The sequence below is a fragment of the Achromobacter veterisilvae genome, from assembly GCF_900496975.1.
Taxonomy (GTDB): domain Bacteria; phylum Pseudomonadota; class Gammaproteobacteria; order Burkholderiales; family Burkholderiaceae_B; genus Achromobacter; species Achromobacter veterisilvae.
This window is the reverse complement of record NZ_UFQC01000064.1, coordinates 1-20,120: the sequence shown is the minus strand read 5'-3', so window position 1 is coordinate 20,120 and position 20,120 is coordinate 1. Positions and strand designations below refer to the sequence as shown.

At 69.3% G+C, this 20,120-nt stretch carries 22 protein-coding genes; 9 read left to right on the top strand and 13 right to left on the bottom strand.

The features are described from left to right. Nucleotides 1-219: 219 nt before the first annotated feature. Together AVE30378_RS31105 and AVE30378_RS31100 are read right to left on the bottom strand one after the other, a co-directional pair. Complete coding sequence (locus tag AVE30378_RS31105) at nucleotides 220-1,584, bottom strand: MATE family efflux transporter (RefSeq protein ID WP_129246847.1); 1,365 nt, start codon at nucleotides 1,582-1,584, stop codon at nucleotides 220-222. A 9-nt stretch (nucleotides 1,585-1,593) separates the two neighbouring features. Beyond that, a complete protein-coding gene (locus AVE30378_RS31100; RefSeq protein WP_244235189.1) occupies nucleotides 1,594-2,292 on the bottom strand; it encodes a hypothetical protein in 699 nt (232 codons plus the stop codon). A gap of 177 nt (nucleotides 2,293-2,469) precedes the next feature. Between AVE30378_RS31100 and AVE30378_RS31095 the strand changes: the two genes are divergently transcribed. Beyond that, nucleotides 2,470-3,420, top strand: a complete 951-nt coding sequence (locus AVE30378_RS31095; protein WP_129246845.1) for an adenosine deaminase — start codon at nucleotides 2,470-2,472, stop codon at nucleotides 3,418-3,420. A gap of 23 nt (nucleotides 3,421-3,443) precedes the next feature. Here AVE30378_RS31095 and AVE30378_RS31090 read toward each other — a convergent pair whose 3' ends face one another. Then, entirely contained in the window at nucleotides 3,444-4,082 is a 639-nt protein-coding gene (locus tag AVE30378_RS31090) for a TetR/AcrR family transcriptional regulator (protein ID WP_129246843.1), read from the bottom strand. Between the two features lie 143 nt (nucleotides 4,083-4,225). Between AVE30378_RS31090 and AVE30378_RS31085 the strand changes: the two genes are divergently transcribed. Further along, on the top strand, nucleotides 4,226-5,719 hold the full coding sequence (locus AVE30378_RS31085; protein ID WP_129246841.1) for an MFS transporter: 1,494 nt from the start codon (nucleotides 4,226-4,228) through the stop codon (nucleotides 5,717-5,719). A gap of 29 nt (nucleotides 5,720-5,748) precedes the next feature. Here AVE30378_RS31085 and AVE30378_RS31080 read toward each other — a convergent pair whose 3' ends face one another. Beyond that, nucleotides 5,749-6,237: a GNAT family N-acetyltransferase gene (locus AVE30378_RS31080; RefSeq protein ID WP_129246839.1), complete on the bottom strand. Its 489-nt coding sequence runs from the start codon at nucleotides 6,235-6,237 to the stop codon at nucleotides 5,749-5,751. Nucleotides 6,238-6,355: 118 nt separating this feature from the next. Here AVE30378_RS31080 and AVE30378_RS31075 point away from each other — a divergent pair, with 118 nt between their 5' ends. Beyond that, nucleotides 6,356-7,159: an aspartate dehydrogenase gene (locus tag AVE30378_RS31075; protein ID WP_129246837.1), complete on the top strand. Its 804-nt coding sequence runs from the start codon at nucleotides 6,356-6,358 to the stop codon at nucleotides 7,157-7,159. Here the strand turns inward: AVE30378_RS31075 and AVE30378_RS31070 are convergent, their stop codons facing one another. Both AVE30378_RS31070 and AVE30378_RS31065 read right to left on the bottom strand, forming a co-directional pair. Next, a complete protein-coding gene (locus AVE30378_RS31070; protein WP_129246835.1) occupies nucleotides 7,160-8,995 on the bottom strand; it encodes an ABC transporter ATP-binding protein/permease in 1,836 nt (611 codons plus the stop codon). Nucleotides 8,996-9,126: 131 nt separating this feature from the next. Continuing rightward, on the bottom strand, nucleotides 9,127-10,014 hold the full coding sequence (locus AVE30378_RS31065) for a LysR family transcriptional regulator (RefSeq protein ID WP_129246834.1): 888 nt from the start codon (nucleotides 10,012-10,014) through the stop codon (nucleotides 9,127-9,129). A 122-nt stretch (nucleotides 10,015-10,136) separates the two neighbouring features. Between AVE30378_RS31065 and AVE30378_RS31060 the strand changes: the two genes are divergently transcribed. The 3 genes from AVE30378_RS31060 (at nucleotide 10,137) to AVE30378_RS31050 (ending at nucleotide 12,406) form a co-directional block, all read left to right on the top strand. After that, on the top strand, nucleotides 10,137-10,973 hold the full coding sequence (locus tag AVE30378_RS31060; protein ID WP_129246832.1) for an amidohydrolase family protein: 837 nt from the start codon (nucleotides 10,137-10,139) through the stop codon (nucleotides 10,971-10,973). After that, entirely contained in the window at nucleotides 10,970-11,959 is a 990-nt protein-coding gene (locus AVE30378_RS31055) for a tripartite tricarboxylate transporter substrate binding protein (protein ID WP_129246830.1), read from the top strand. Before AVE30378_RS31060 ends, AVE30378_RS31055 begins: the two co-directional genes overlap by 4 nt. Before the next feature lie 66 nt (nucleotides 11,960-12,025). Next, on the top strand, nucleotides 12,026-12,406 hold the full coding sequence (locus AVE30378_RS31050; protein ID WP_129246828.1) for an RNA-binding S4 domain-containing protein: 381 nt from the start codon (nucleotides 12,026-12,028) through the stop codon (nucleotides 12,404-12,406). Nucleotides 12,407-12,422: 16 nt separating this feature from the next. Here the strand turns inward: AVE30378_RS31050 and AVE30378_RS31045 are convergent, their stop codons facing one another. Further along, nucleotides 12,423-13,244, bottom strand: a complete 822-nt coding sequence (locus tag AVE30378_RS31045) for an alpha/beta fold hydrolase (protein WP_129246826.1) — start codon at nucleotides 13,242-13,244, stop codon at nucleotides 12,423-12,425. Between the two features lie 166 nt (nucleotides 13,245-13,410). Between AVE30378_RS31045 and AVE30378_RS31040 the strand changes: the two genes are divergently transcribed. Continuing rightward, nucleotides 13,411-13,773: a translation initiation factor Sui1 gene (locus AVE30378_RS31040; RefSeq protein WP_129246824.1), complete on the top strand. Its 363-nt coding sequence runs from the start codon at nucleotides 13,411-13,413 to the stop codon at nucleotides 13,771-13,773. Between the two features lie 20 nt (nucleotides 13,774-13,793). Continuing rightward, nucleotides 13,794-14,147, top strand: coding sequence for a DOPA 4,5-dioxygenase family protein (locus tag AVE30378_RS31035; protein WP_129246822.1), 354 nt, complete (start codon nucleotides 13,794-13,796; stop codon nucleotides 14,145-14,147). Here AVE30378_RS31035 and ppk2 read toward each other — a convergent pair whose 3' ends face one another. The 6 genes from ppk2 to AVE30378_RS31005 all read right to left on the bottom strand — a co-directional run bounded on the left by ppk2 (nucleotide 14,148) and on the right by AVE30378_RS31005 (nucleotide 19,925). Beyond that, entirely contained in the window at nucleotides 14,148-15,389 is a 1,242-nt protein-coding gene (gene ppk2, locus AVE30378_RS31030) for a polyphosphate kinase 2 (RefSeq protein ID WP_129246820.1), read from the bottom strand. Nucleotides 15,390-15,537: 148 nt separating this feature from the next. Further along, entirely contained in the window at nucleotides 15,538-16,728 is a 1,191-nt protein-coding gene (locus AVE30378_RS31025) for a trans-sulfuration enzyme family protein (protein ID WP_129246818.1), read from the bottom strand. 53 nt (nucleotides 16,729-16,781) lie between these two features. Beyond that, nucleotides 16,782-17,438: a methionine ABC transporter permease gene (locus tag AVE30378_RS31020; protein ID WP_129246817.1), complete on the bottom strand. Its 657-nt coding sequence runs from the start codon at nucleotides 17,436-17,438 to the stop codon at nucleotides 16,782-16,784. Beyond that, a complete protein-coding gene (locus AVE30378_RS31015) occupies nucleotides 17,419-18,525 on the bottom strand; it encodes a methionine ABC transporter ATP-binding protein (protein ID WP_129246815.1) in 1,107 nt (368 codons plus the stop codon). The genes AVE30378_RS31020 and AVE30378_RS31015 overlap by 20 nt, the downstream gene beginning before the upstream one ends. 3 nt (nucleotides 18,526-18,528) lie before the next feature. Next, on the bottom strand, nucleotides 18,529-19,344 hold the full coding sequence (locus AVE30378_RS31010; protein ID WP_129246813.1) for a MetQ/NlpA family ABC transporter substrate-binding protein: 816 nt from the start codon (nucleotides 19,342-19,344) through the stop codon (nucleotides 18,529-18,531). Between the two features lie 155 nt (nucleotides 19,345-19,499). Further along, nucleotides 19,500-19,925: a CopD family protein gene (locus tag AVE30378_RS31005; protein ID WP_129246811.1), complete on the bottom strand. Its 426-nt coding sequence runs from the start codon at nucleotides 19,923-19,925 to the stop codon at nucleotides 19,500-19,502. Here AVE30378_RS31005 and AVE30378_RS32780 point away from each other — a divergent pair. Next, nucleotides 19,924-20,120: hypothetical protein (locus AVE30378_RS32780; RefSeq protein ID WP_208742469.1), on the top strand; the 197-nt coding region annotated here is incomplete at its 3' end. The genes AVE30378_RS31005 and AVE30378_RS32780 overlap by 2 nt on opposite strands.

Here is a 20,120-nt window from a genome sequence, read left to right as displayed (position 1 = left end):
CCGTCGCGGCCGGCTGGGCGCGCGATCCGGTGGCGGAAGCGGGCGACTGCGCGTGCGCGGCCCCGGCGGCGGCGGCCGCGAACGCCGCGCCCATCAGCACGCGGGAAATGGTATCGATTCGAAAGCGAATGGAACGCTGGCGCATGACAATCCTGAAAAATCGAAGTCAGCCGGGATCGTACCGCGATCCGGCCGGCGAAATCGAACGGCCGGTCCGTGCTAGGCGGCCGGCCGGGCTCCTGCGCCGAACCCAGTCGGAGGCGCCCGCAACACGCGCCGGCACATTGCCATCGCGATCAGGCTGAAGAGCGCAAACCCCGCCGTCTGGCCGACCATCACGCCCTCCGGACCGCCGTAGTGCGCACCCAGCCAGACGAACGGCAAGGTGCCCGCCGTGGCGCGCAGCCACCCGATGGCCGTGGAGTACGTGGCATAGCCCAGGTTGTTGAACACCGCTATCGCCACGAAGTACAGACTGTTGAGCGCCCACGCGAAGCTGCCGTAGCGGCAGAAAAACACGACCAGATCGCGGCCGGGCCCGGCCACCTGGAAGGCGTCCGCGATCCAGGGGGCCAGCAGCGCCAGCAGGGCCGCCGCCGAAAAGCCGTACAACAGCGACCAGCGCGAAGTCAGGCCGACGGTGTGCTTCACGCGCTCCCATTGGCCGGCGCCCAGATTCTGGCCCAGGATGGGTCCGATGGCGCCCGGCAGCACGAAGAACAGGGAATAGGCCAACTGCAATACCCGGTCGACCACCGTGGCGCCCGCCATCACGCTGGGCCCGAAGCCCGCGTAGGTGGACACAGTGAAGATCACCGCGGCCGGCGTGGCCAACGTGGTCAGCGCGGCCGGCAGCGCGATCCGCCCGATCGCGGCCAGTTGTCCGCGCAGCGCCTTCCTGCCGGGCCACGCCACCAGGCGATGCCGCCGGAATACCAGCCACGCGCCCAGCGCCAGCGTGGCCATGCGGCCGGCGCCGCCGGCCCAGGCGATGCCTTCCATGCCGCCGTCCAGCAGGAAGATGACCACCGGATCCAGCACGGCGACCGTGCTGGTGCCCGCCAATAGCACCCACATGGACTGGCGCCCCTGCCCCGCCGCGCGCAGCAGGTTGGACAGCATCATGCCCAGGCCCATCGCCACCGCGAACGGCGTGGTGATGAGCACATAGGAGAGCAAATGGCCGCGCACGTCCTCGGCCAGCCCGATCGCCGTCGTGAAAGGGCCGATCGCGAGCAGGAACAGCGCGCCCGAAACCAGCGCGGCGGCGGCCATCAGGATCAGCGACGCGCCCCCCAGCATCCGGGCACGGGGCTCGTCGCGCGCCCCCAAGGCGCGAGACACCAGCGCCGCGCCGCCCACCGTCACCCCGATGCATACCGAAGTGATGGTGAACTGGGTCATGGACCCGAATCCCACCGCGCCCAATACCGCCTCGTCCTTGAGCGTGCCCAGGTACAGCAGCGACAGGAACTCCACGGCGAACACCGCCAGCATGCTGGCCCAGCCGGTCAGGATCATCTCGATCACGTGGCCGGCCAATGGGCCGGTCACGAAGCGGGCATGCGGCTCTGGGGAGTTCAATGCGGCCGCCTATTGCGCGTCGGCGCCGGCCGCCGGCGCAAACCAATACTGGAACGAGCCGCCGTCGTTGGAATACCAAGGCAGCAGCATGCCGATGCTGTCGGACTCGCGCTGCACGGACACCAGCAAGCCGCCGGCGTCGCGGCGAAACAGCGCCACGTGGCGCAGCACGCCCATCGATTCATGCTGCCGCCAGTCGTACCGCACACTGACCCACAGCCTTCCCTGGGTGCAGCCGGCGTAACGCCGGATCTCGGCGGGCATCGGCGGGCGGATCTCATCGCGCGGCGCGAGGCCGTCCTGCGCGCCGTCGAGCGCCGGCAGTTGTCCGCTGAAGCGCCCGCCCCGCCCGTCCCGCGCCTGCACCCGCCAGCCGCGGGGATCGGGCGCGAACGTCACCGTGGCCTGCGGCGCGGGCCGCCACTCGGGCACGCCGTCGCCTTGCGGGCCGTGCAGGTCGAGAGAATGGGCCAGGAATTGGTACAGGTCCGCGAGCGGCTGCGGATCCTTGTCGCCGGCGCGGTACTCGCCCGCGGCCCGATAGACGCCCGCGAGATCCGGGCACTGCGCCGGATCCGAGGGCAGGACCATGGGCCGCGCATCGCGAAAGCCGGTCCAGGCGACAGGCACGCCGTCCAGGCGGGACGCGCCGCAAGCGGTCAGCGCCGCCAACGCCAATCCGCAAGCGGCCAAACGGATCATGTTCATGGCGACGAACTATATCCGAATCCCGCGCGCGCGTTGCCAAGCGCCCGGCGAGGGAGAATAATCGGCACATCGCTATCCCGCCGCCGCCACGGCACCGTTCCGAGGCTCAAGCTGGCCATCCAGGCCGAGCGCGACGCCGGCGGCCTGAACAGGCATCATCTTCAGGATCCGAACCCCATGTACGACTGGCTCAACGCATTGCCCAAGGCGGAACTGCACCTGCACCTGGAAGGCTCGCTGGAGCCCGAGCTGCTGTTCCAACTGGCGCGGCGCAACGGCGTGGCCCTGCCCTGGCCCGACATCGACGCGCTGCGCGGCGCGTACGACTACGACAATCTCCAGGAATTCCTCGATCTCTATTACCTGGGCGCGGACGTGCTGCGCACCGAGCAGGACTTCTACGACCTGACCTGGGCCTATCTGCTGAAATGCCGCGAGCAGAACGTGGTCCATACCGAGCCCTTCTTCGATCCCCAGACCCACACCGACCGCGGCGTGCCCTTCGAGGCGGTGCTGCGCGGCATCGGCCAGGCGCTGGAAGACGGCCGCAAGAAGCTGGGCGTGACCAGCGGGCTGATCCTGAGCTTTCTGCGCCACCTGCCCGAAGAACAGGCGATGCGCACGCTGGAAGCCGCGCTGCCCTATCGCGACGCCTTCATCGCCGTCGGCCTGGACAGCAGCGAAAAGGGCTTCCCGCCGCGCCTGTTCCAGCGCGTGTTCGACCGCGCGCGCGCCGAAGGCCTGCCCGCCGTGGCCCACGCGGGCGAGGAAGGCCCGCCCGAATACATCTGGGAAGCGCTGGACCTGCTCAAGGTGCTGCGCATCGACCATGGCGTGCGCGCCGCCGAAGACCCCAGGCTGATCGCCCGCCTGATCGACGAACAGATCCCGCTGACAGTCTGCCCGCTGTCGAACATCCGCCTGCGCGTGTTCGAACACATGCGCCATCACAACATCCTGTCGCTGCTGGACGCGGGCGTGAAGGTCACCGTCAACTCCGACGATCCGGCGTACTTCGGCGGCTACGTGAACGAGAACTTCCATGCGCTGTACGAGCACCTGGGCATGTCCCGGGAGCAGGCCCGGGCGCTGGCGGACAACAGCCTGGACGCGCGCATCGCGAAGTGACTTCGGATCCCGCGCGCGGGCGTTCAGGCCTCGCGCGCGCCCAGCATGCGCAGGAACATCGCCGACAAGGGCGCGGACAGTTCCCGCGCATCCAGCCGGCCCTGCGCGATGCGCGCGTCCACGGCGCCGTGCATGCCGTGGTACAGCGCGATGGCGGTCAGCGCCACATCGTCCAGCGTCCAGCAGCCGGCGCGCGCGCCCGCTTCGAGAATACCTTCCAACTGGTCCAGCACGGCGCTTTTCTCGGCCGCGCCGCGGTCGGGATGGCGGGCGTCGTGGAACACCACGTCATGCAGCGCATAGCCGTCGAAGTAGGCCTCGACGCCGGCGCGCGTCCAGGCGCGCAGCCGCGCCGCGCCGTCCTCCGGCGCACAGGCGTCCACCGCCTGCTGGATATGGTCCAGGAACCCCTGCGAGAACTTGGCGCGCAAGGCCGCCAGCATGTCGTTCTTGGACGTGAAGTAGTGATAGAACGTGCCCTTGGCCACGCCGGCCCGTTCCACGATCTCGTTGATGGTGGTCGCCTCGACGCCCTTCTGGATGAACAGCGCCTCCGCGGCGGCCATCAGCTCGTCCAGCCGCACCGCCGCGGGCTTGGTGCGCGGCTTCCGGACGGCCGCGGGGTCTGCGGGCGAGGAAAGCGGGTCTGGAGCGGCGGACATATCGGCAGGGATCCATTGAACGGCAAGGCGCCAGTGTAGAGGACGCGCCCGCCAGCGATCAAAATTTGAGAACGATTCTTTTTTCAATTGACCGACGGTCGGTCGACACCTAGAATACCCCTTCCCCCACCTCCTCCGCCGCTATGCATCCCGCACGCCGCCGCGCCCTGGTCCTGGCCGTCAACCTGGGCAGCTTCATCACCATCCTGGACATCAGCATCGTCAACGTGGCGCTGCCCACCATGCAGGCCGCCCTGCGCATCGACATGGCCGGGCTGCAATGGGTGGTGGACGCCTATGCGTTGTTCCTGTCCGCCTTCATGCTGTCCGCCGGTCCGCTGGGCGACCGCTACGGCCGCAAGCGCTCATGGCTGGCGGGCGTGCTGCTGTTCACGGCGGGCTCCGCCCTGTGCGGGATGGCGGACGGCCTGACCGCGCTGCTGATCGGACGCGCCGTGCAGGGCGTGGCCGGGGCCCTGCTGGTCCCGGGCGCGCTGTCGCTGCTGACGCAGGCGTTTCCCGATCCGAAGGAACGCGCCCAGGCCATCGGCGTCTGGGCCTCGTGCAACGCCATCTCGCTGATCGTCGGGCCCATGCTGGGCGGCGTGCTGGTCGCGCACTTCAATTGGCAGAGCATCTTCCTGATCAACCTGCCGGTGGGCGCGCTGGCCATCGCGCTCGGCGCCTGGAGCATCGCGGAAAGCGCCCATCCCGAACACGCCGCCTTCGATCCCGCGGGCCAGGCGCTGAGCGTGCTGTGGCTGGGCGCGCTGACCTTCGGCCTGATCGCCGCAGGCGAACACGGCTGGGCCGCGCCTCAGGCCGCCGGCGCGCTCGCCGTCGCCGCCGCCGGACTGCTCGCCTTCCTGTGGGTGGAACATCGAGCGGCGCGCCCCATCCTCCCGCTGGGCCTGTTCCGCGACGCCGGTTTCGCCATCACCAATTTCGCCTCCTTCGTGCTGGGATTTTCCGCCTACAGCAGCCTGTTCTTTTTCTCGCTCTACCTGCAGCACGTGCGGGGCCTGTCGCCGCTGGCGGCCGGCTGGCAACTGGCGCCGCAGTTCGCCGCGGCGGGGCTGGTTTCCATCGTGTTCGGCCGGCTCAATCTGCGCTTCGGCCTGCCGCGGCTGATGATCGCCGGCTACGCGCTCATCGGCGCGGCCATGCTGGGCATGACGAGCTTCGAGGCGCATACGCCCTACGCGGTGTCCGGATCCCTGCTGGTGCTGTTGGGCCTGGGCACGGGGCTGGCGGTGCCGTCGACCAGCATGGCCGTGATGGCCACCGTGCCGCGCGAGCGCTCCGGCATGGCGTCGGCCACCATGAACGCGCTGCGCCAGACCGGCATGACGATAGGCATCGCGCTGCTGGGCGCGCTGATGAGCGGGCGCGCGATCGACGCGCTGGCGGCCTCGTTGGCGCGGCTGGGCGCGCCCGACGCGCAGGCCCTGGCGCACGCCGCCGTCACGCGCCATGCCATGCCCGCGCAGCCCGCCAACGCGGCCGAGCTGTACGCCGATGCGCTGGCCGGCGGCTTCCACGCCGCCATGCTCGCCGCGGGCGCCGCGTCGCTGCTGGCGGCGCTGTTGCTGGTGGCCGTCGCGCGCGGATCCAGGCGCGTGCTGCGCGCGGCATGACGGCCTGATTCCGGCGCGCGGAAAGGCGGTTAGGCCGAAAACGCGGCGTGGTAGGCGACCTCGCCCTGCGCGGGGCGCGTAAAGGCCAGCGCCATGAAGTACTCGGGCGGCACGCCCGGGTACTTCAGCCCCGCCTGGGCAAAGCCGAAACGGCCGTAGTAGCCCGGATCGCCCAGCACCACGCAGCCCGCCGCGCCCAGCGCCCGAAGCCTGGCCAGGCCCTCCCGCAGCAATGCGGCGCCGATGCCGCGCCCCTGCCGGTCCGGCCGCACGGCCATCGGCCCCAGGCCATACCAATCGCTTGAACCGTCGCTTACCGTCACCGGCGAGAACGCGATGTGGCCCACTATGTTTCCGTCCTCCCAGGCCGCCAGCGACAGCGTCAACGCGCCGGCCTCGCGCAGCGAGTCGATGATGCGGCCCTCGGTCCCCTGGCTGTGGGGATGGTCTTTGAACGCGTCCTGCGTCAACGCGAAGATGGCCTCGCGGTCGCGGGGCGTTTCTGGAAGAATCTGCATGGTTCCGCTCCTGCCGGTACTGCACGCGAGTGTAGCGCCCGCGGCTCGCGGCCATTCTTCATTGACGCTGGCCCGCGCGCTGAATACAGTGCCCCCACCACCTACCTTTCGGATTCCTATGAACCGCTACCGCGTCGGCATCGCCGGCTTCGGCGCCATCGGCCAGGCCGTGGCGCAATCCCTGGACGCCGGGCTGCCCGGCCTTGCCCTGGCCGCCGTCGCCGTGCGCGACCCCAAGGCGCCGCCGGCCTTCGGCTGGGCCAACGGCGCCCCCGCCTTCACCACCATCGGCGCGCTGCACGAGCATTGCGACGTGGTCGTCGAATGCGCGCCCGCCGCCGTCTTCCGCGACATCGCCGAGCCGGTGCTGCGCGCCGGCAAGAAGCTGGTGGTGCTGAGCTCGGGCGCCCTGCTGCGCCACGACGACCTGATCGAACTGGCTCGCGCCCACCAAGGCCAGATCGTGGTGCCGTCCGGCGCCATCCTCGGCCTGGACGCGATCACCGCCGCGGCCGAAGGCGTCATCCATTCCGTCACGATGATCACGCGCAAACCGGTGCGCGGCCTGCTGGGCGCGCCCTACCTGGCCGAAAACGACATCGACCTCTCGGCCATCGCCGAGCCCCGCCTGATCTTCCGCGGATCGCCGCGCGAGGCCGCCGTGGGCTTCCCGGCCAACCTGAACGTGGCGGTCAGCGTTTCCCTCGCCGGCATCGGGCCGGACCGCACGACCCTCGAAATCTGGGCCGATCCCTCGCTGGAACGCAATGTCCACCGCGTCGAAGTCGTGTCCGATTCGGCCACGTTCTCGATGGAGATCCAGAATATTCCCTCGGCCAATCCCAAGACCGGCCGCATCACCGCGCAAAGCGTGGTCGCCGCGCTGCGCAAGCTGACCGCCCCCTTGCGCGTGGGCACCTGATCAGGCCGCGGCGCGGCGCAACGGCATCGGCTCGCGCCGCGCTTCCATCGGCCCCATCGTCCAGTTGCCCGCGCCGTCCAGGTCCAGCCTATGGGTGTGGAACGCGTCCAGCGTGCTGCGATGGCCCACGCTGACCAGCATGCAGGACGGCAGCGCGCCGCGCAGCAGGCTGTACAGCGCGTGTTCCAGGCCTTCGTCGGTGGCGGAAGTGGCTTCGTCCAGGAACACGATGGCCGGCCGGTTGAACAGCACGCGCGCGAACGCCACGCGCTGCTGTTCGCCGATGGACAGTATCCGGGCCCAGTCCGCGACCTCGTCGAGCCGGCCGACCAGGTCGCCCAGGTTGACCCGCCGCAGCGCGTCGGCCAGGCGGGCGTCATCCTCGGGCTGCGCCAGCCCCGGATATGCCACCGCGCCGCGCAGGTCGCCCAGGGGCAGATAAGGCCGCTGCGACAGGAACAGCGCGGACGCGCCTTGCGGCCGCCGCACGCGGCCCCCGGCATACGGCCACAGGCCTGCCAGCGCGCGCAATAGCGTGGTCTTGCCGCTGCCCGAGGGCCCCTTGATCAACAGGGCCTGTCCGGGCCGCAACTGCAAATCGAGATCCCGCAGCAACACCGCGCCATCAGGCCGGCGCAATTGCACGCCTTCGATCTCCAACCCGTCGGGCAGCGCCTCCGACTGCACGGAAGGCAGGGCCCGCGCGGCCTCGTTGGCGTCCAGGAATCCGCTCAACCGGTCCAGGGTGGCGCGGTACTGCGCGAAGGTATCGTAGGAAGTCCGGAAGAACGACAGTGAATCCTGCACCTGCCCGAAGGCCTGCGAGGTCTGGATGACGTCGCCCAGCTTGATCGCGCCGCTGAAGAAGCGCGGCGCCTGCAGGATGAAGGGGAACACCACCGCCACCTGACTGACCGACAGGTTGAAGCCGTCGAACTTCAGGCCCCGGTACACGCGCGCCCACAGGTTGGCGATGTAGGCCGTGAAGCGCGTCCACAAGGTGGCGCGCTCGACTTCCTCGCCCTGATAGAACGCGACGTTCTCCGCGTTCTCGCGCAGGCGCACCAGCGCGTAGCGGAAGTTCGCGGTCAGCCGTTCGGACAGGAAGTTCAGCCTGATCAGCGGCCGCCCGATCTTGAACGCGAACAACGTCGCCACGATCACGTACAGGTACACCACGAACACCATGGCCCGCGGGATCTCCACGCCGGCCACCGTCAGCGCGCCGGACAGGCCCCAGAGGATGGACGTGAACGCCACCAGCGACACAATGGCGCTCAGCGCGCCGATCGCCAGCGTGCGCGAGCCGGTGACGAACATGGCGATGTCCTGCTCGATGCGCTGGTCGGGGTTGTCGACCGGCGCGTCCAGGAAATGGCCGCGATAGTACGCGCCCGCGCCCAGCCAATCGCGCGTCAGGCGCTCATTGAGCCAGACGCGACAGCGGATATCGAAGGCCTGCCCGGCGTAGCTGTCGGCCAGGGTGCGCACCACGTGCACACAGGCGAGCACGGAAAAAATGCCCAGGAAGCGCCAGAACGCGGACTGGTCCAGCGCCTGCAACGCGCTGTAGAAGCCGTTGTACCAAAAGGAAAACAGCACCGTCATGCGCACTGCGAACATCGCCAGGAACAGCAGCAGCGCCAGGGTCAGCAAGGGCCGCCAGCCGCGGCGGGGGCTGAGGTACGGCCACGCCAGCCGCCAGAACTTGCGCCCCCAGTCCGTGGTCCGCGCGAGCACGGCCGCGGCCAGCGCCAAGGCGACGGCGGTGATGCCGAACGCGCGCGCGAGCCACAGCGCGCTTTCCGCGAGTTGCTGCTGCCAATTCAGGTCCATGAGCCGGTTCCCTCCGATACGCGGTCCTTGTTAGACGGGAGGCGTACTTCGAGTTCCGGCGAAAGGCCTGTTTTAAGCCTCGCTTAAGCGTTTCGGCGGGGCAATTGAAGGCGCATTGAAAGCCAGGGCGTTCAGCGCGCGCCGAGGTCCAGATTGGCGAACAGGTCCGCCAGCGTCGGCACGGACCGCGCGGGCCAGATGGCGCTCAGGTCGAAGCTGGGCAGCGCCTGGCCGTCGCGCACTTCGCAGAAGCGCACGCCGCGGAAGTTCAACGACCGGATCCAACTGGGCAGCAGGGCCACCCCGCAGCCGCCCGCCACGCAGGACAGCACCGTCAGCGTGCGGTTCGCCTCTTGCGCCACGTGCGCGTCGTGCCCGGCCTTGCGCATGGCGTCGAGGATACCGGCGTAGAACGCCGGCAACTGGGACTGCGGATACATCACCAGGCCGGCCCGCGCAATCTGCGCCATGCTGACCTGGCCGTCGGCGGGCACATCGAGTTCGTCCGGCACGGCGGCCACCAGCCGGTCCCGCAATAGCTGGCGTTCGCGCATGCGGCCTCCGACCGCGACCGGCGTGTGCATCAGGCCGATATCGATCTCGCCGGTCTGCAGGGCTTCGGCCTGTTCGGCGTTGCTCATTTCGCACAGAATCACGCGGACTCCCGGCGCCAGCCTGCGCATTTCGCGCAGGGCGCGCGGCAAGGTATCGAACAAGGCCGACGACACAAGCCCGACCGTCAATTGCCCGGCGCTGCCGCGGCCGATCTCGCGCGCCCGCTGCGCGGCCGCGTCGATGCGCGCCACGCTGGCGCGCACGTCTTCAAGAATGGCCAGCGCGGCGGGCGTGGGCGCAGCGCCCCGGCGCGAGCGCTCGAACAGCCTCACGCCCAGGTCTTTTTCCATGCGGCCCAGCCCCTGGCTCAGGGCGGGCTGCGCGATGCCCAGCCACTCCGACGCACGGCTGACGCTGCCGTGGTCGACCACCGCCAGGAAATAGCGCAGGTGCCGGGTTTCCATATCAGATAGATATATTTAAAGCATTTTTCCAGAATGGAAAATTATATATCGACTCCCTAGAATCCCGCCTTATAGAACAGCGCCGCCGGCCCCCGGGCCGCGCGCACGACAAGGAGACAGTTTTGCCCCCGCCCGCCCATGGCGCCGCCGTCGACACCCACGCGCACGTATTCCGGCAAGGCCTGGCGCTTGCCCAGGTGCGCCGCCATACCCCCGACCACGACGCCACGCTGGCCGAGTACCTCGCGCTGCTGGACGCCCACGGGCTGAGCCACGGCGTGCTGGTGCAGCCCAGTTTCCTGGGCACGGACAACAGCTACCTGGTCCAGGCGCTGCGCGCCGCGCGCGGCCGGTTGCGCGGCGTCGCGGTCGTGGCCGAGGACATCGCGGAAACGGCGCTCCACGACCTGGCCGAGGCCGGCGTGGCCGGCATCCGGCTGAACCTGATCGGGCTGGACCTGCCCAGCCTGCAAACGCCCGCCTGGCAGACCCTGCTGACCCGCGTCAACGCGCTCGGCTGGCACGTGGAACTGCATGTGCAGGCCGCGCGGCTGCCGGACATCGTGCCTGCCCTGCTGGCGGCCGGCTGCCGCATCGTGGTGGACCACTTCGGCCGCCCCGCCCCGGCGCTGGGCACGGCGGATCCCGGTTTCCGCTACCTGCTGCAACAGGCGGACAGCGGCCGCGTCTGGGTAAAGCTGTCCGCCCCCTACCGCAACTGGCCGGCCTCCGCCTGCGCCGCGTCGGGCCGCGAGGCCGCGCAACGGCTGCTTGCGGCCTACACCCCCGAACGGCTCATGTGGGGCAGCGACTGGCCCCACACCGAGCACCGCCACCTGGCGTCCTACCCCGCGGCGACGCAATGGCGGGACGCCTGGATCGACGACCCCGTGCAACGGCGCGCCCTGCTTGCCGACACCCCATTGCGGCTGTTCCAATTCCAAGGAGACGAATCATGACCCATCTGTTGAACCGCCTGGCGCGCCGCGGCGCGATGCTCGCCGCGGCCGGACTGCTTGCCGGCGCGGCCGGCGCCGCGTCGGCCGCCTACCCCGAACGCGCCGTGACCCTGGTGGTGACCTATCCTCCCGGCGGCACCGTGGACGTGGTCGCGCGCCTGATCGGCCCCAAGCTGGCCGCCGAACTGGGCCAGCCTGTCGTCATCGAGAACCGCGGCGGCGCGGGCGGCATGATCGGCGGCGCCGTCGTCGCCAAGGCCCAGCCCGACGGCTACACGCTGATGCTGGACGCCTCCAACCACGCGCAGAACCCCGCGCTGCATTCCAGGATGCAGTTCGACACGCTGACCGCCTTCGCGCCGGTGTCGCTGCTGCTGCGAGTGCCCAACGTCCTGGTCGTCACGCCGTCGTACGAAGTGAAGACGGTGGCCGACCTGATCAAACTGGGCCAGCCCGGCGCCAAGGACCACGTCTACTTCGCCTCGGCCGGCCCCGGTTCCGCCCAGCACCTGGCCGGCGAACTGTTCAACCTGCTTGCCAAGACCGAACTCCAGCACGTGGCCTACAAGGGCGGCGGCCCGGCCATGATCGACGTGATGTCGGGCCAGGTGCCCGTCATGTTCGCCAGCATGGGCTCGGCCTGGCAGCACGTGAAGAACGGCAAGCTGCGCGCGGTGGCCGTAGGCGGCCTGGAACGCTCCAAGGCCGCCCCCGACCTGCCCACCATCGCCGAATCCGGCGTGCCGGGCTACGAAACCTATGAATGGAACGCCGTGTTCGCGCCGGCCGGCACGCCGCCCGCCATCGTGGACCAGGTCTCGCAGGCGCTGGCCAAGGTGCTGAAGGATCCGGCGATCGCCGAACAACTGGCCGGCATCGGCGCCGAACCGATCGGGTCCACGCCGGCTGAACTGGACACCTTCCGCCGCGCCGAAATCGACAAGTGGCAGCGCGTGGTGAAGGAAGCCGACCTGCGGCTGGATTGAGCCGCGCCGGGCCCGCGGGCCCGGCTATCATGGTCCCTGGCACAGCAATCCGGCAGGGACAGATACATGGAAAAAATCCGGCTCGACAAATGGCTCTGGGCGGCGCGCTTCTACAAGACGCGCAGCCTGGCCGTGCAGGAAATCGGCAAGGGCCGGGTGCTGGTGAACGACCAGCCCGCCAAGCCCGCGCGCGAAGTCGCGCCCGGCGACCTGGTCGCCATCCGCAAGGAAGACCCCGCGCTGCGCGTGCGGGTCGTGGCCGTCAGCGGCGTGCGCGGCCCCGCGCCCATGGCGCGCCAGCTCTACGAAGAAACGCCTGACAGCGTGGCGGCGCGCGAACGCGCCGCGGAGATGCGCCGCCTCGCGCCCGAGCCGGCGCTGGGCATCGAGGCGGGACGGCCGACCAAGCGCGACCGGCGCCTGATCGACCTGATGCGCGGCAAGTAGCCGGACCGGGTTCCGGTCAACTGCCGATAAAGGCCAGCAGGTCCGCATTCACCTTGTCCGCCTCCACCGCGCACATGCCGTGCGAGGCGCCCGCATAGACCTTGAGCGTCGCGTGCTTCAACAGCTTCTCGGCGCTGCGCGCCGAGGCGTCGATCGGCACGATCTGGTCGTCGTCGCCATGCAGCAGCAGCACGGGAATGTCGATCTTCTTCAAGTCGTCGGTGTAGTCCACTTCCGAGAACTCGCGGATGCAGGCGTACTGCCCCACGATCCCGCCCGACATCCCCTGCGCCCAGAAGGCGTCGATGGTGCCTTGCGCGGCCTTCGCCCCGGGGCGGTTGAAGCCGAAGAACGGCATCGCCAGGTCCTGGTAGAACTGCGAACGGTTGTCGGCCACGCCCTTGCGGATGCCGTCGAACACATCCATCGGCAACCCCTTGGGATTGGCGGCCGTCTTCAGCATCAGCGGCGGAACCGCGCCGATGAGCACGGCCTTGGACACCCGCTTCGCGCCGTGCCTTCCCAGGTAATGCGCCACCTCGCCGCCGCCCGTGGAATGGCCGATCAGCACGGCGTCGCGCAGGTCCAGGTGGTCGATCACCGCGGCCAGGTCGTCCGCGTAGGTATCCATGTCGTTGCCTTGCGGGGGCTGGCTGGACCGGCCATGGCCGCGCCGGTCGTGCGCGATGACGCGGAAGCCCTGGTTGGCGAAGAACAGCATTTGCGGATCCCACGCGTCCGAGTTCAGCGGCCAGCCGTGGGAGAACACGAGGGGACGGCCCTGCCCCCAGTCTTTGTAATAGATGCGGGTACCGTCTTTCATGGCGACTGTATTCATCGTTGTGCTCCATCGTGCGAGAGAAGGGAGGAACGGCGTGAATCACCGCACACGTTACGCGGGGCGCGCCGGCTTGAACAGCCCTCGGAAAGACGTATGCGTCCCTGAAAATCCGGCCCGCCGGCCGCGCCGGAGATTAAGATAGAGGCTTTTGCGCGCGCCCATCATGAAACGCAGTTCCGCAGGCGGTCTCGTCTATTCCACGGAAGGCGGCCGGATGTGTCCGGAATGCCGCAAGCCCCTTGCGCAGTGCCTGTGCAGGCAGGCCGACAGGCCCGCGCCCGCGGGCGACGGCGTGGCGCGCGTGTCGCGCGAAACCAAGGGGCGCGGCGGCAAGAGCGTGACCGTGGTCAAGGGGCTGGCCCTGGACCCCGCCGCGCTGGCGGCGCTGGGCAAGCAATTGCGCGCCGCCTGCGGTTCGGGCGGAACGGTCAAGGACGGCGCGATCGAAGTGCAGGGAGACCATTGCGAACGGATCATGGACGCCCTGCAGAAACACGGCCATCGCGCCAAGCGCGCCGGCGGCTAACCCCAGACCGAGAGCAAACGATGACAGACCCGACCACAACGCACGTCGCCAGTTGGCATGCCCACGTGTACTTCGACGCCGGCAGCCGCGACGCCGCGTTCGCCTTGCGCGAGCGGATCGCGGCGAAGTTCGACGGACAGATGGAACTGGGACGCTTCCACGAGCGCCCCGTCGGCCCGCATCCCCAGTGGAGCTACCAGATCGCCTTCGAGCCCGGGCGCTTCGCCGAGATCGCGACCTGGCTCGCGCTGCATCACGGCGCCCTGGACGTCTTCATGCATCCCAACACCGGCGATTCCCTGCGCGACCACCGCGACCGCGCCGTCTGGATCGGGCGCAGCCACGAACTGAACCTGCGCGCGCTGGGCGCCTGATCAGAGCGCGCGGCCCACGATCAGCGAATCCAGCGACATGGTGGAGTCTTCGCTCCTGCCCTCGTACGGCAGCCGGGTGAGCACATAGCGCATGGCATTGAGCCGCGCGCGCTTCTTGCAGTCCGACTTGACCACGACCCACGGCGCGTCGGCCGTGTCGGTGTGCGCGAACATCGCTTCCTTGGCGCGCGTGTAGTCGTCCCACTTGTCCAGCGACGCCAGATCCACCGGGCTCAGCTTCCATTGTTTGAGCGGATGGACCTTGCGCTGCTGGAAACGGCGGCGCTGTTCCTCCCGGCTGACCGAGAACCAGAACTTGATCAGGTGGATGCCGCTGCTGACGAGGTGGCGCTCGAAGTCCGGCACCTGGCGCAGGAAGTCCAGGTACTCCTCATGCGTGCAGAAACCCATCACGCGCTCGACGCCGGCGCGGTTGTACCAGGAGCGGTCGAACATGACGATTTCGCCGGCCGTGGGCAGGTGCTGCACGTAGCGTTGGAAGTACCACTGGCCGCGCTCGGTGTCGGACGGCTTTTCCAGCGCGACCACGCGCGCGCCGCGCGGATTCAGGTGTTCCATCATGCGCTTGATGGTGCCGCCCTTGCCCGCCGCGTCGCGGCCTTCGAACAGGATCACGACGCGCTGGCCCGTGGCCTTGACCCAGGCCTGCAGCTTCAGCAGCTCGACCTGCAAGCGGTACTTCTGCTTTTCGTAATTGCGCCGCAGCATGCGGTGGCGGTAGGGATAGATGCCTTCGCGCCAATCCGCGACCAGTTCGTCGTCGGGATTGCGGGGCAAGGCCGGCGCTCCCGCGCCCGCTTCCAGCAGGGCACGGTGCACGGCGTGCGCATCGTCCGGCGACAATTCCTCGATGACCGAACGCAGGGCCTCGCGCGCCTGGTCGGGCGCGCTGACGCGGTGGCGGCGCGCGATGTCCGCCAGCACCGACACGGCCTCCTGGCGCGCGGCGTCCGTGCGCGCGGAAATGCGCTTGCGGATTTCCAGCACGGGCACGGCCGCCTCTTCGTCCCGCGCGCCGGAAGCGGTCTTCGCGGTCTTGGACGGGGCGGCCTTGCGGCTGGTGGTTACCGGAGTGACGACGGTCTTGACGGCCTTGCGGGCCGGCGCGGCGCGCGTTCCCGCCGCGGCCCCGGCGCCGGCGGCGCGCCTGGCGCCGCCCGCGCGCTTGCGCGGCGCGGCCGCGAGGTCCTGGTCGATGGCGTCTGGCGTCTTGTCCGTCACGGGTGCTCTCCTGGTTGCGCTTGCCGTCGGGTCCGCGACGGCAAGCGCCCTTTCCGGCAGACGGCCGAAACCGGGCGCGGCAACCGGCGCGGATTTGACTTGAATAGACGGTTGTAACATTTTTGCGGAGCCAGGGTCCGCCGCCGCGCTACACGCGATCCAGGCCCTGCCTGAGGTCGGCCAGGATGTCCTCCGGGGTCTCCAGGCCCACGGACAGGCGCAGCAGGCCTTCGGACAGGCCGTAGCGCTCGCGGTCTTCGGCCGAATAGCTCGCATGCGTCATGGACGCGGGATGCTGGATCAGCGTCTCCGGGTCGCCCAGGCTGACCGCGATCCGGGCCAGCTTCAGGCTGTTGAGCAGCGTCCGCCCGGCGGCGAGCCCGCCCTTCAGTTCGAACGCGACCAGGCCTCCGCCGGCCGCCTGTTGGCGCCGCGCGATCTCCGCGCCCGGCGTGTCGGGCAGGCCGGGATAGAACACGTCGGCCACCGCGGCGTGCCCGCGCAGCAGCTCGGCCACCTTCCTGGCCGATTCGCTATGGCGTTGCACGCGCAGTTCCAGCGTCTTGATGCCGCGCAGCACCAGGAACGCCGTGAAGGGCGACAGGGTCGCGCCGGTGAAGTAGCGCAAGCCTTGCAGCCGGATCGCGTCGATGTGTTCCTTGCGCCCCAGCACCGCGCCGGCCAGCAGGTCGCCGTGCCCGCCCAGGTACTTGGTGGCGGAATGCAGGACGATGTCGGCGCCGTGTTCGATCGGACGCTGCAGCACCGGCGTGGCGAAGGTGTTGTCCACGATGGTCAGGAGCCCCTTGCCGCGGGCGATGGCGGACACGGCCGCGATGTCGACCAGGCGCAGGTTCGGATTGGCGGGAGTCTCGAAATAGACGGCGCGCGTCTTGGGGCCGATGGCGGCGGCCACGGCTTCGGGGCGGGTGAAGTCGGCGAACACCGCGCGCACGCCGAAGCGCGTCAGGCCTTGCGCGAAGAGCGTGAAGGCGGTGCCGTACACGATCTGGTCCACCACGATTTCGTCGCCGCTCTGCAGCAGCGAGAACAGGGTCGCGGAGATGGCCGCCATGCCGGAGGCCGTGGCCACGCCGGCCTCGGCGCCTTCCAGCGACGCGAGCCGCTCCTCCAGCAGCGCCTGCGTCGGGTTGCGCGTGCGGCCGTAGACGTAGCCCTGCCTTTCGCCCAGGCGGATCTGGTCGAAGGCCTCGATGCTGTCCTGGGTGTACGTGGACGTCAGGTAGAGCGGCGGCGACAGCGCGCCCTGCTCGTCCAGCGGGTCGTAGCCCAGGTGGATGGCGCGCGTGGCGAAGCCGTGTTGCGGGGTATCGGACATCTCTGGATTCCTATCGTCAGGGTGGGCAAGGGCATGCCGCCCTTGCGCGAAAATCAACGTTTGTGGTCGGCGCGGCGCGACAGCCATTCCCCGGTGAACTGCACGATCGACACCAGCGCGATCAGGATCACGATCACCTCGAACATCACGCGGGTTTCGTAGCGTTCGTAGCCGTAGCGGATGGCCAGGTCGCCCAGGCCGCCCGCGCCCACGGCGCCCGCCATGGCCGAGGCGTTGATCATGGCGATCACGCTGACGGTCATGCCGCCGATGATGCCCGGCAGGGCTTCGGGCAGCAGCACGTGGCGCACGATGTGCCAACGCCGGCAGCCCATGGCGCGCGCGGCCTCCACCAGGCCGTGGTCAACCTCGTTCAGGCTGACCTGCGCGATGCGCGCGAAGAACGGCACCAGGTTGGCCGACAGCGGCACGATGGCGGCCCACGTGCCCAGGGTGGTGCCCACCAGGAAGCGCGTGAAGGGCAGCATGGCCACCAGCAGGATGATGAAGGGGATGGCCCGGAAGGTGTTCACCGTGATCGACAGCGCCTTGTTGAAGCGCGGATGGGGATACAGGTTGCCGGGCGCGGTCACGGTCAGGACCACCGCCAGCGCCAGGCCGGCAACGATCGCGATGGCGGCCGACACGCCCACCATCGCCAGGGTCTGCAGGAACGCCTGCAGGTACTTGTCAAGCATCGGCAGCGACATAGCCCAGCACCTTGATCTGATCGGCCACCAGCGCGGCGCGCGCGGCCTCTTCCTGTAATGCGCCGGCGGGCACCGACACCAGCAGACTGCCTTGCGCGTGGCCGCGCAGACGGTCCAGTCCTCCATGCAACAGCGTCGCGCCCGGCCCCAGCGCGGCCAGCGCCTGCAGCGATACGCCCTCGGGCCGCCCCTGCCCCGTGAAACGCAGGCGCAGCACGGCCACGCCGTTGCGGCCGCGCAGGTCCGGCACCAGCCTGGCCTCCAGGTCCGCGGGCAGGTCGTGCTGCAAGGGGCGCAGCAAGGCGCGCGTGGCGTCCGCCTGCGGATTGCCGAAAACGCGCCAGACCTCGCCTTGCTCGACCTTGCGGCCGCCGTCCAGCACCAGCACCTTGTGGCAGATTTCGCGGATCACCGCCATATCGTGCGTGATCAGCACCACCGTGAGGCCCAGCTTGCGGTTGATGTCGCGCAGCAGGCTCAGGATGGCCTGCGTGGTTTCGGGGTCCAGCGCCGACGTGGCTTCGTCGCACAGCAGGATTTCGGGTTCGTGCACCAGCGCGCGCGCGATGCCGACCCGCTGCTTCTGGCCGCCGGAAAGCTTGGCCGGATAGGCGTCGGCCTTGTCGCGCAGCCCCACCAGGTCCAGCAGGGCATCGACGCGGGCCCGCGCCGCCGCGGGCTTCACGCCCGCCACCCGCAGGGGCAAGGCGACGTTCTCGGCCACCGTCTTGGCCGACAGCAGGTTGAAATGCTGGAAGATCATGCCGATGCGGCGGCGCAGCCCCACCAGCGCGTTCTCGTCCAGCCCGCCCACGTCCACGCCGTCGACCCGCACGCGGCCGGCGGTGGGCCGTTCCAGCATATTGATGGAGCGCAGCAGCGTGGACTTGCCCGCGCCGCTGCGCCCGATGATGCCGAACACCTCGCCGCGGGCGATGGAGAACGACACGTCGGACAGCGCCGCGACCGGCCCCTGCGCGCCTTCGTAGCGCTTTTGCAGTCCTTCGAACACGATGTGCGCGTCGACGGTCTGGGGCGGCGGCGGCGCGGCGGCCTGCTCCCCGATGGAGAATTCGTGTTGCATCATTGCTCAGAAAACCGGGATCACCGAACCTTCGTACTTGCTCAGGATGAACTGGCGCACTTCCTCCGAGTGATACGCCTTGATCAGCTCGGGCACCCACGGCGCGTTCTTGTCCTTCTCGCGGACCACGATGATGTTCACGTAGGGGTTGTTTTCTTTCTTCTCGACCGCGATGCCGTCGCGCGTGGCGATCAGCCCGGCCTGGTAGGCGAAGCTGTTGACGATGGCGGCGGTGTCCACGTCGGGCAGCGAGCGCGCCAGCACGACGGACGCGCTTTCGACGAACTCGAGCTTCTTGGGATTGGACGTCACGTCCGCCAGCGTGGCCGTGCCCGTGGCCGGATCGAAGCCGTCCCTCAGGGTGATCAGGCCCTGGTCGCGCAGGATGACCAGCGCGCGCGTCTGGTTGCTGGGATCGTTGGGAATGCCGACGCGGGCGCCGTCCGGCAGGTCCTTCAGCGACTTGTACTTGCGCGAATAGAACGCGATCGGCGAGATCAGCGTATTGGCCACCGCCACCAGCTTGTAGCCGCGCTGCTTGATCTGGTCGTTCAGGAAGGGAATGTGCTGGAAGGCATTGGCCTCCAGGTCGCCGTTGTTCAGCGCCTCGTTGGGGCTGGCGGTGCCGGTGATGACCACGGGCTCCACGGCCAGGCCGTTCTTCTTGGCGACCTGGGCCACCACTTCCCAGATCTGCTCATCGACGCCGCCGCGCACGCCGACCTTCAAAGGCTTGGGGTCGGCCGAAAAGGCCGGTCCATGGAACATCGCCGCCGAGGCCAGCACCACGCCAAGCAGCTTCTTGAAAAAACGGGGAGTCATATTGAAATCGCCTCTCAGGCTAAGCGGTTATGAGAGAAACGATTCTAGGGATGGGGGTCCGCCCGGCGAACGAATACTTCGTTGAGTCCTTATTACAGGGTTGTTTGGTTATGGCCGCGCGGCATATGCCGGCGGCGGAAGCGCGGCGCGCGGCCTCAGAAGGGCTTGACGACCACCAGCGTCACGATCGCGGCGGACGCGACGACGGTGACGGGCGCATACAGGTCGACCAGCGGCGGACGCCGGGCGCTGCCGTCCGCCATGCGGCGCAGGGCCGCGGTCTGGATGCCCAGCAGCGCCGACAGCGCCAGCGCGAAGCCGATCTTGATCCAGATCCAGCTCATGGCGAACCAGCCGAAGGTCACGGCCAGGTGCAGGCCGATCAGCCAGGTCAGCACCATGGCCGGCGTGGTCACGAACAGCGTCCATCGTCGCAGGGCGCCCAGCATCCTGCGTTCTTTCGGGGCTTCGTCGCCCTCCTGCGGCTGCGAGGACAGCAGGAACAGCGACACGAACAGCGAGCCGCCCAGCCAGGCGGCCACCGCCGCCACGTGGAGCATTTTCAGGAGTTGATAAGTCATGGCCCGGATTATCGCCGCTCGCGGGCGCCGGCAGGAACCGCCGCGCCGCATCCGTTTGCGCTACGGCAAACCGGCACCCTGCCCGGCCGCGTCCGGGCCCGCCGGCGCGGGGGTGGCGGGAGCGGAAGCGCCCGGCGCGGGGGTGGCCGGCGCCGGACTTTCCGCGGGCGCGGCCTTGCCGCCGCTAGATCGGAA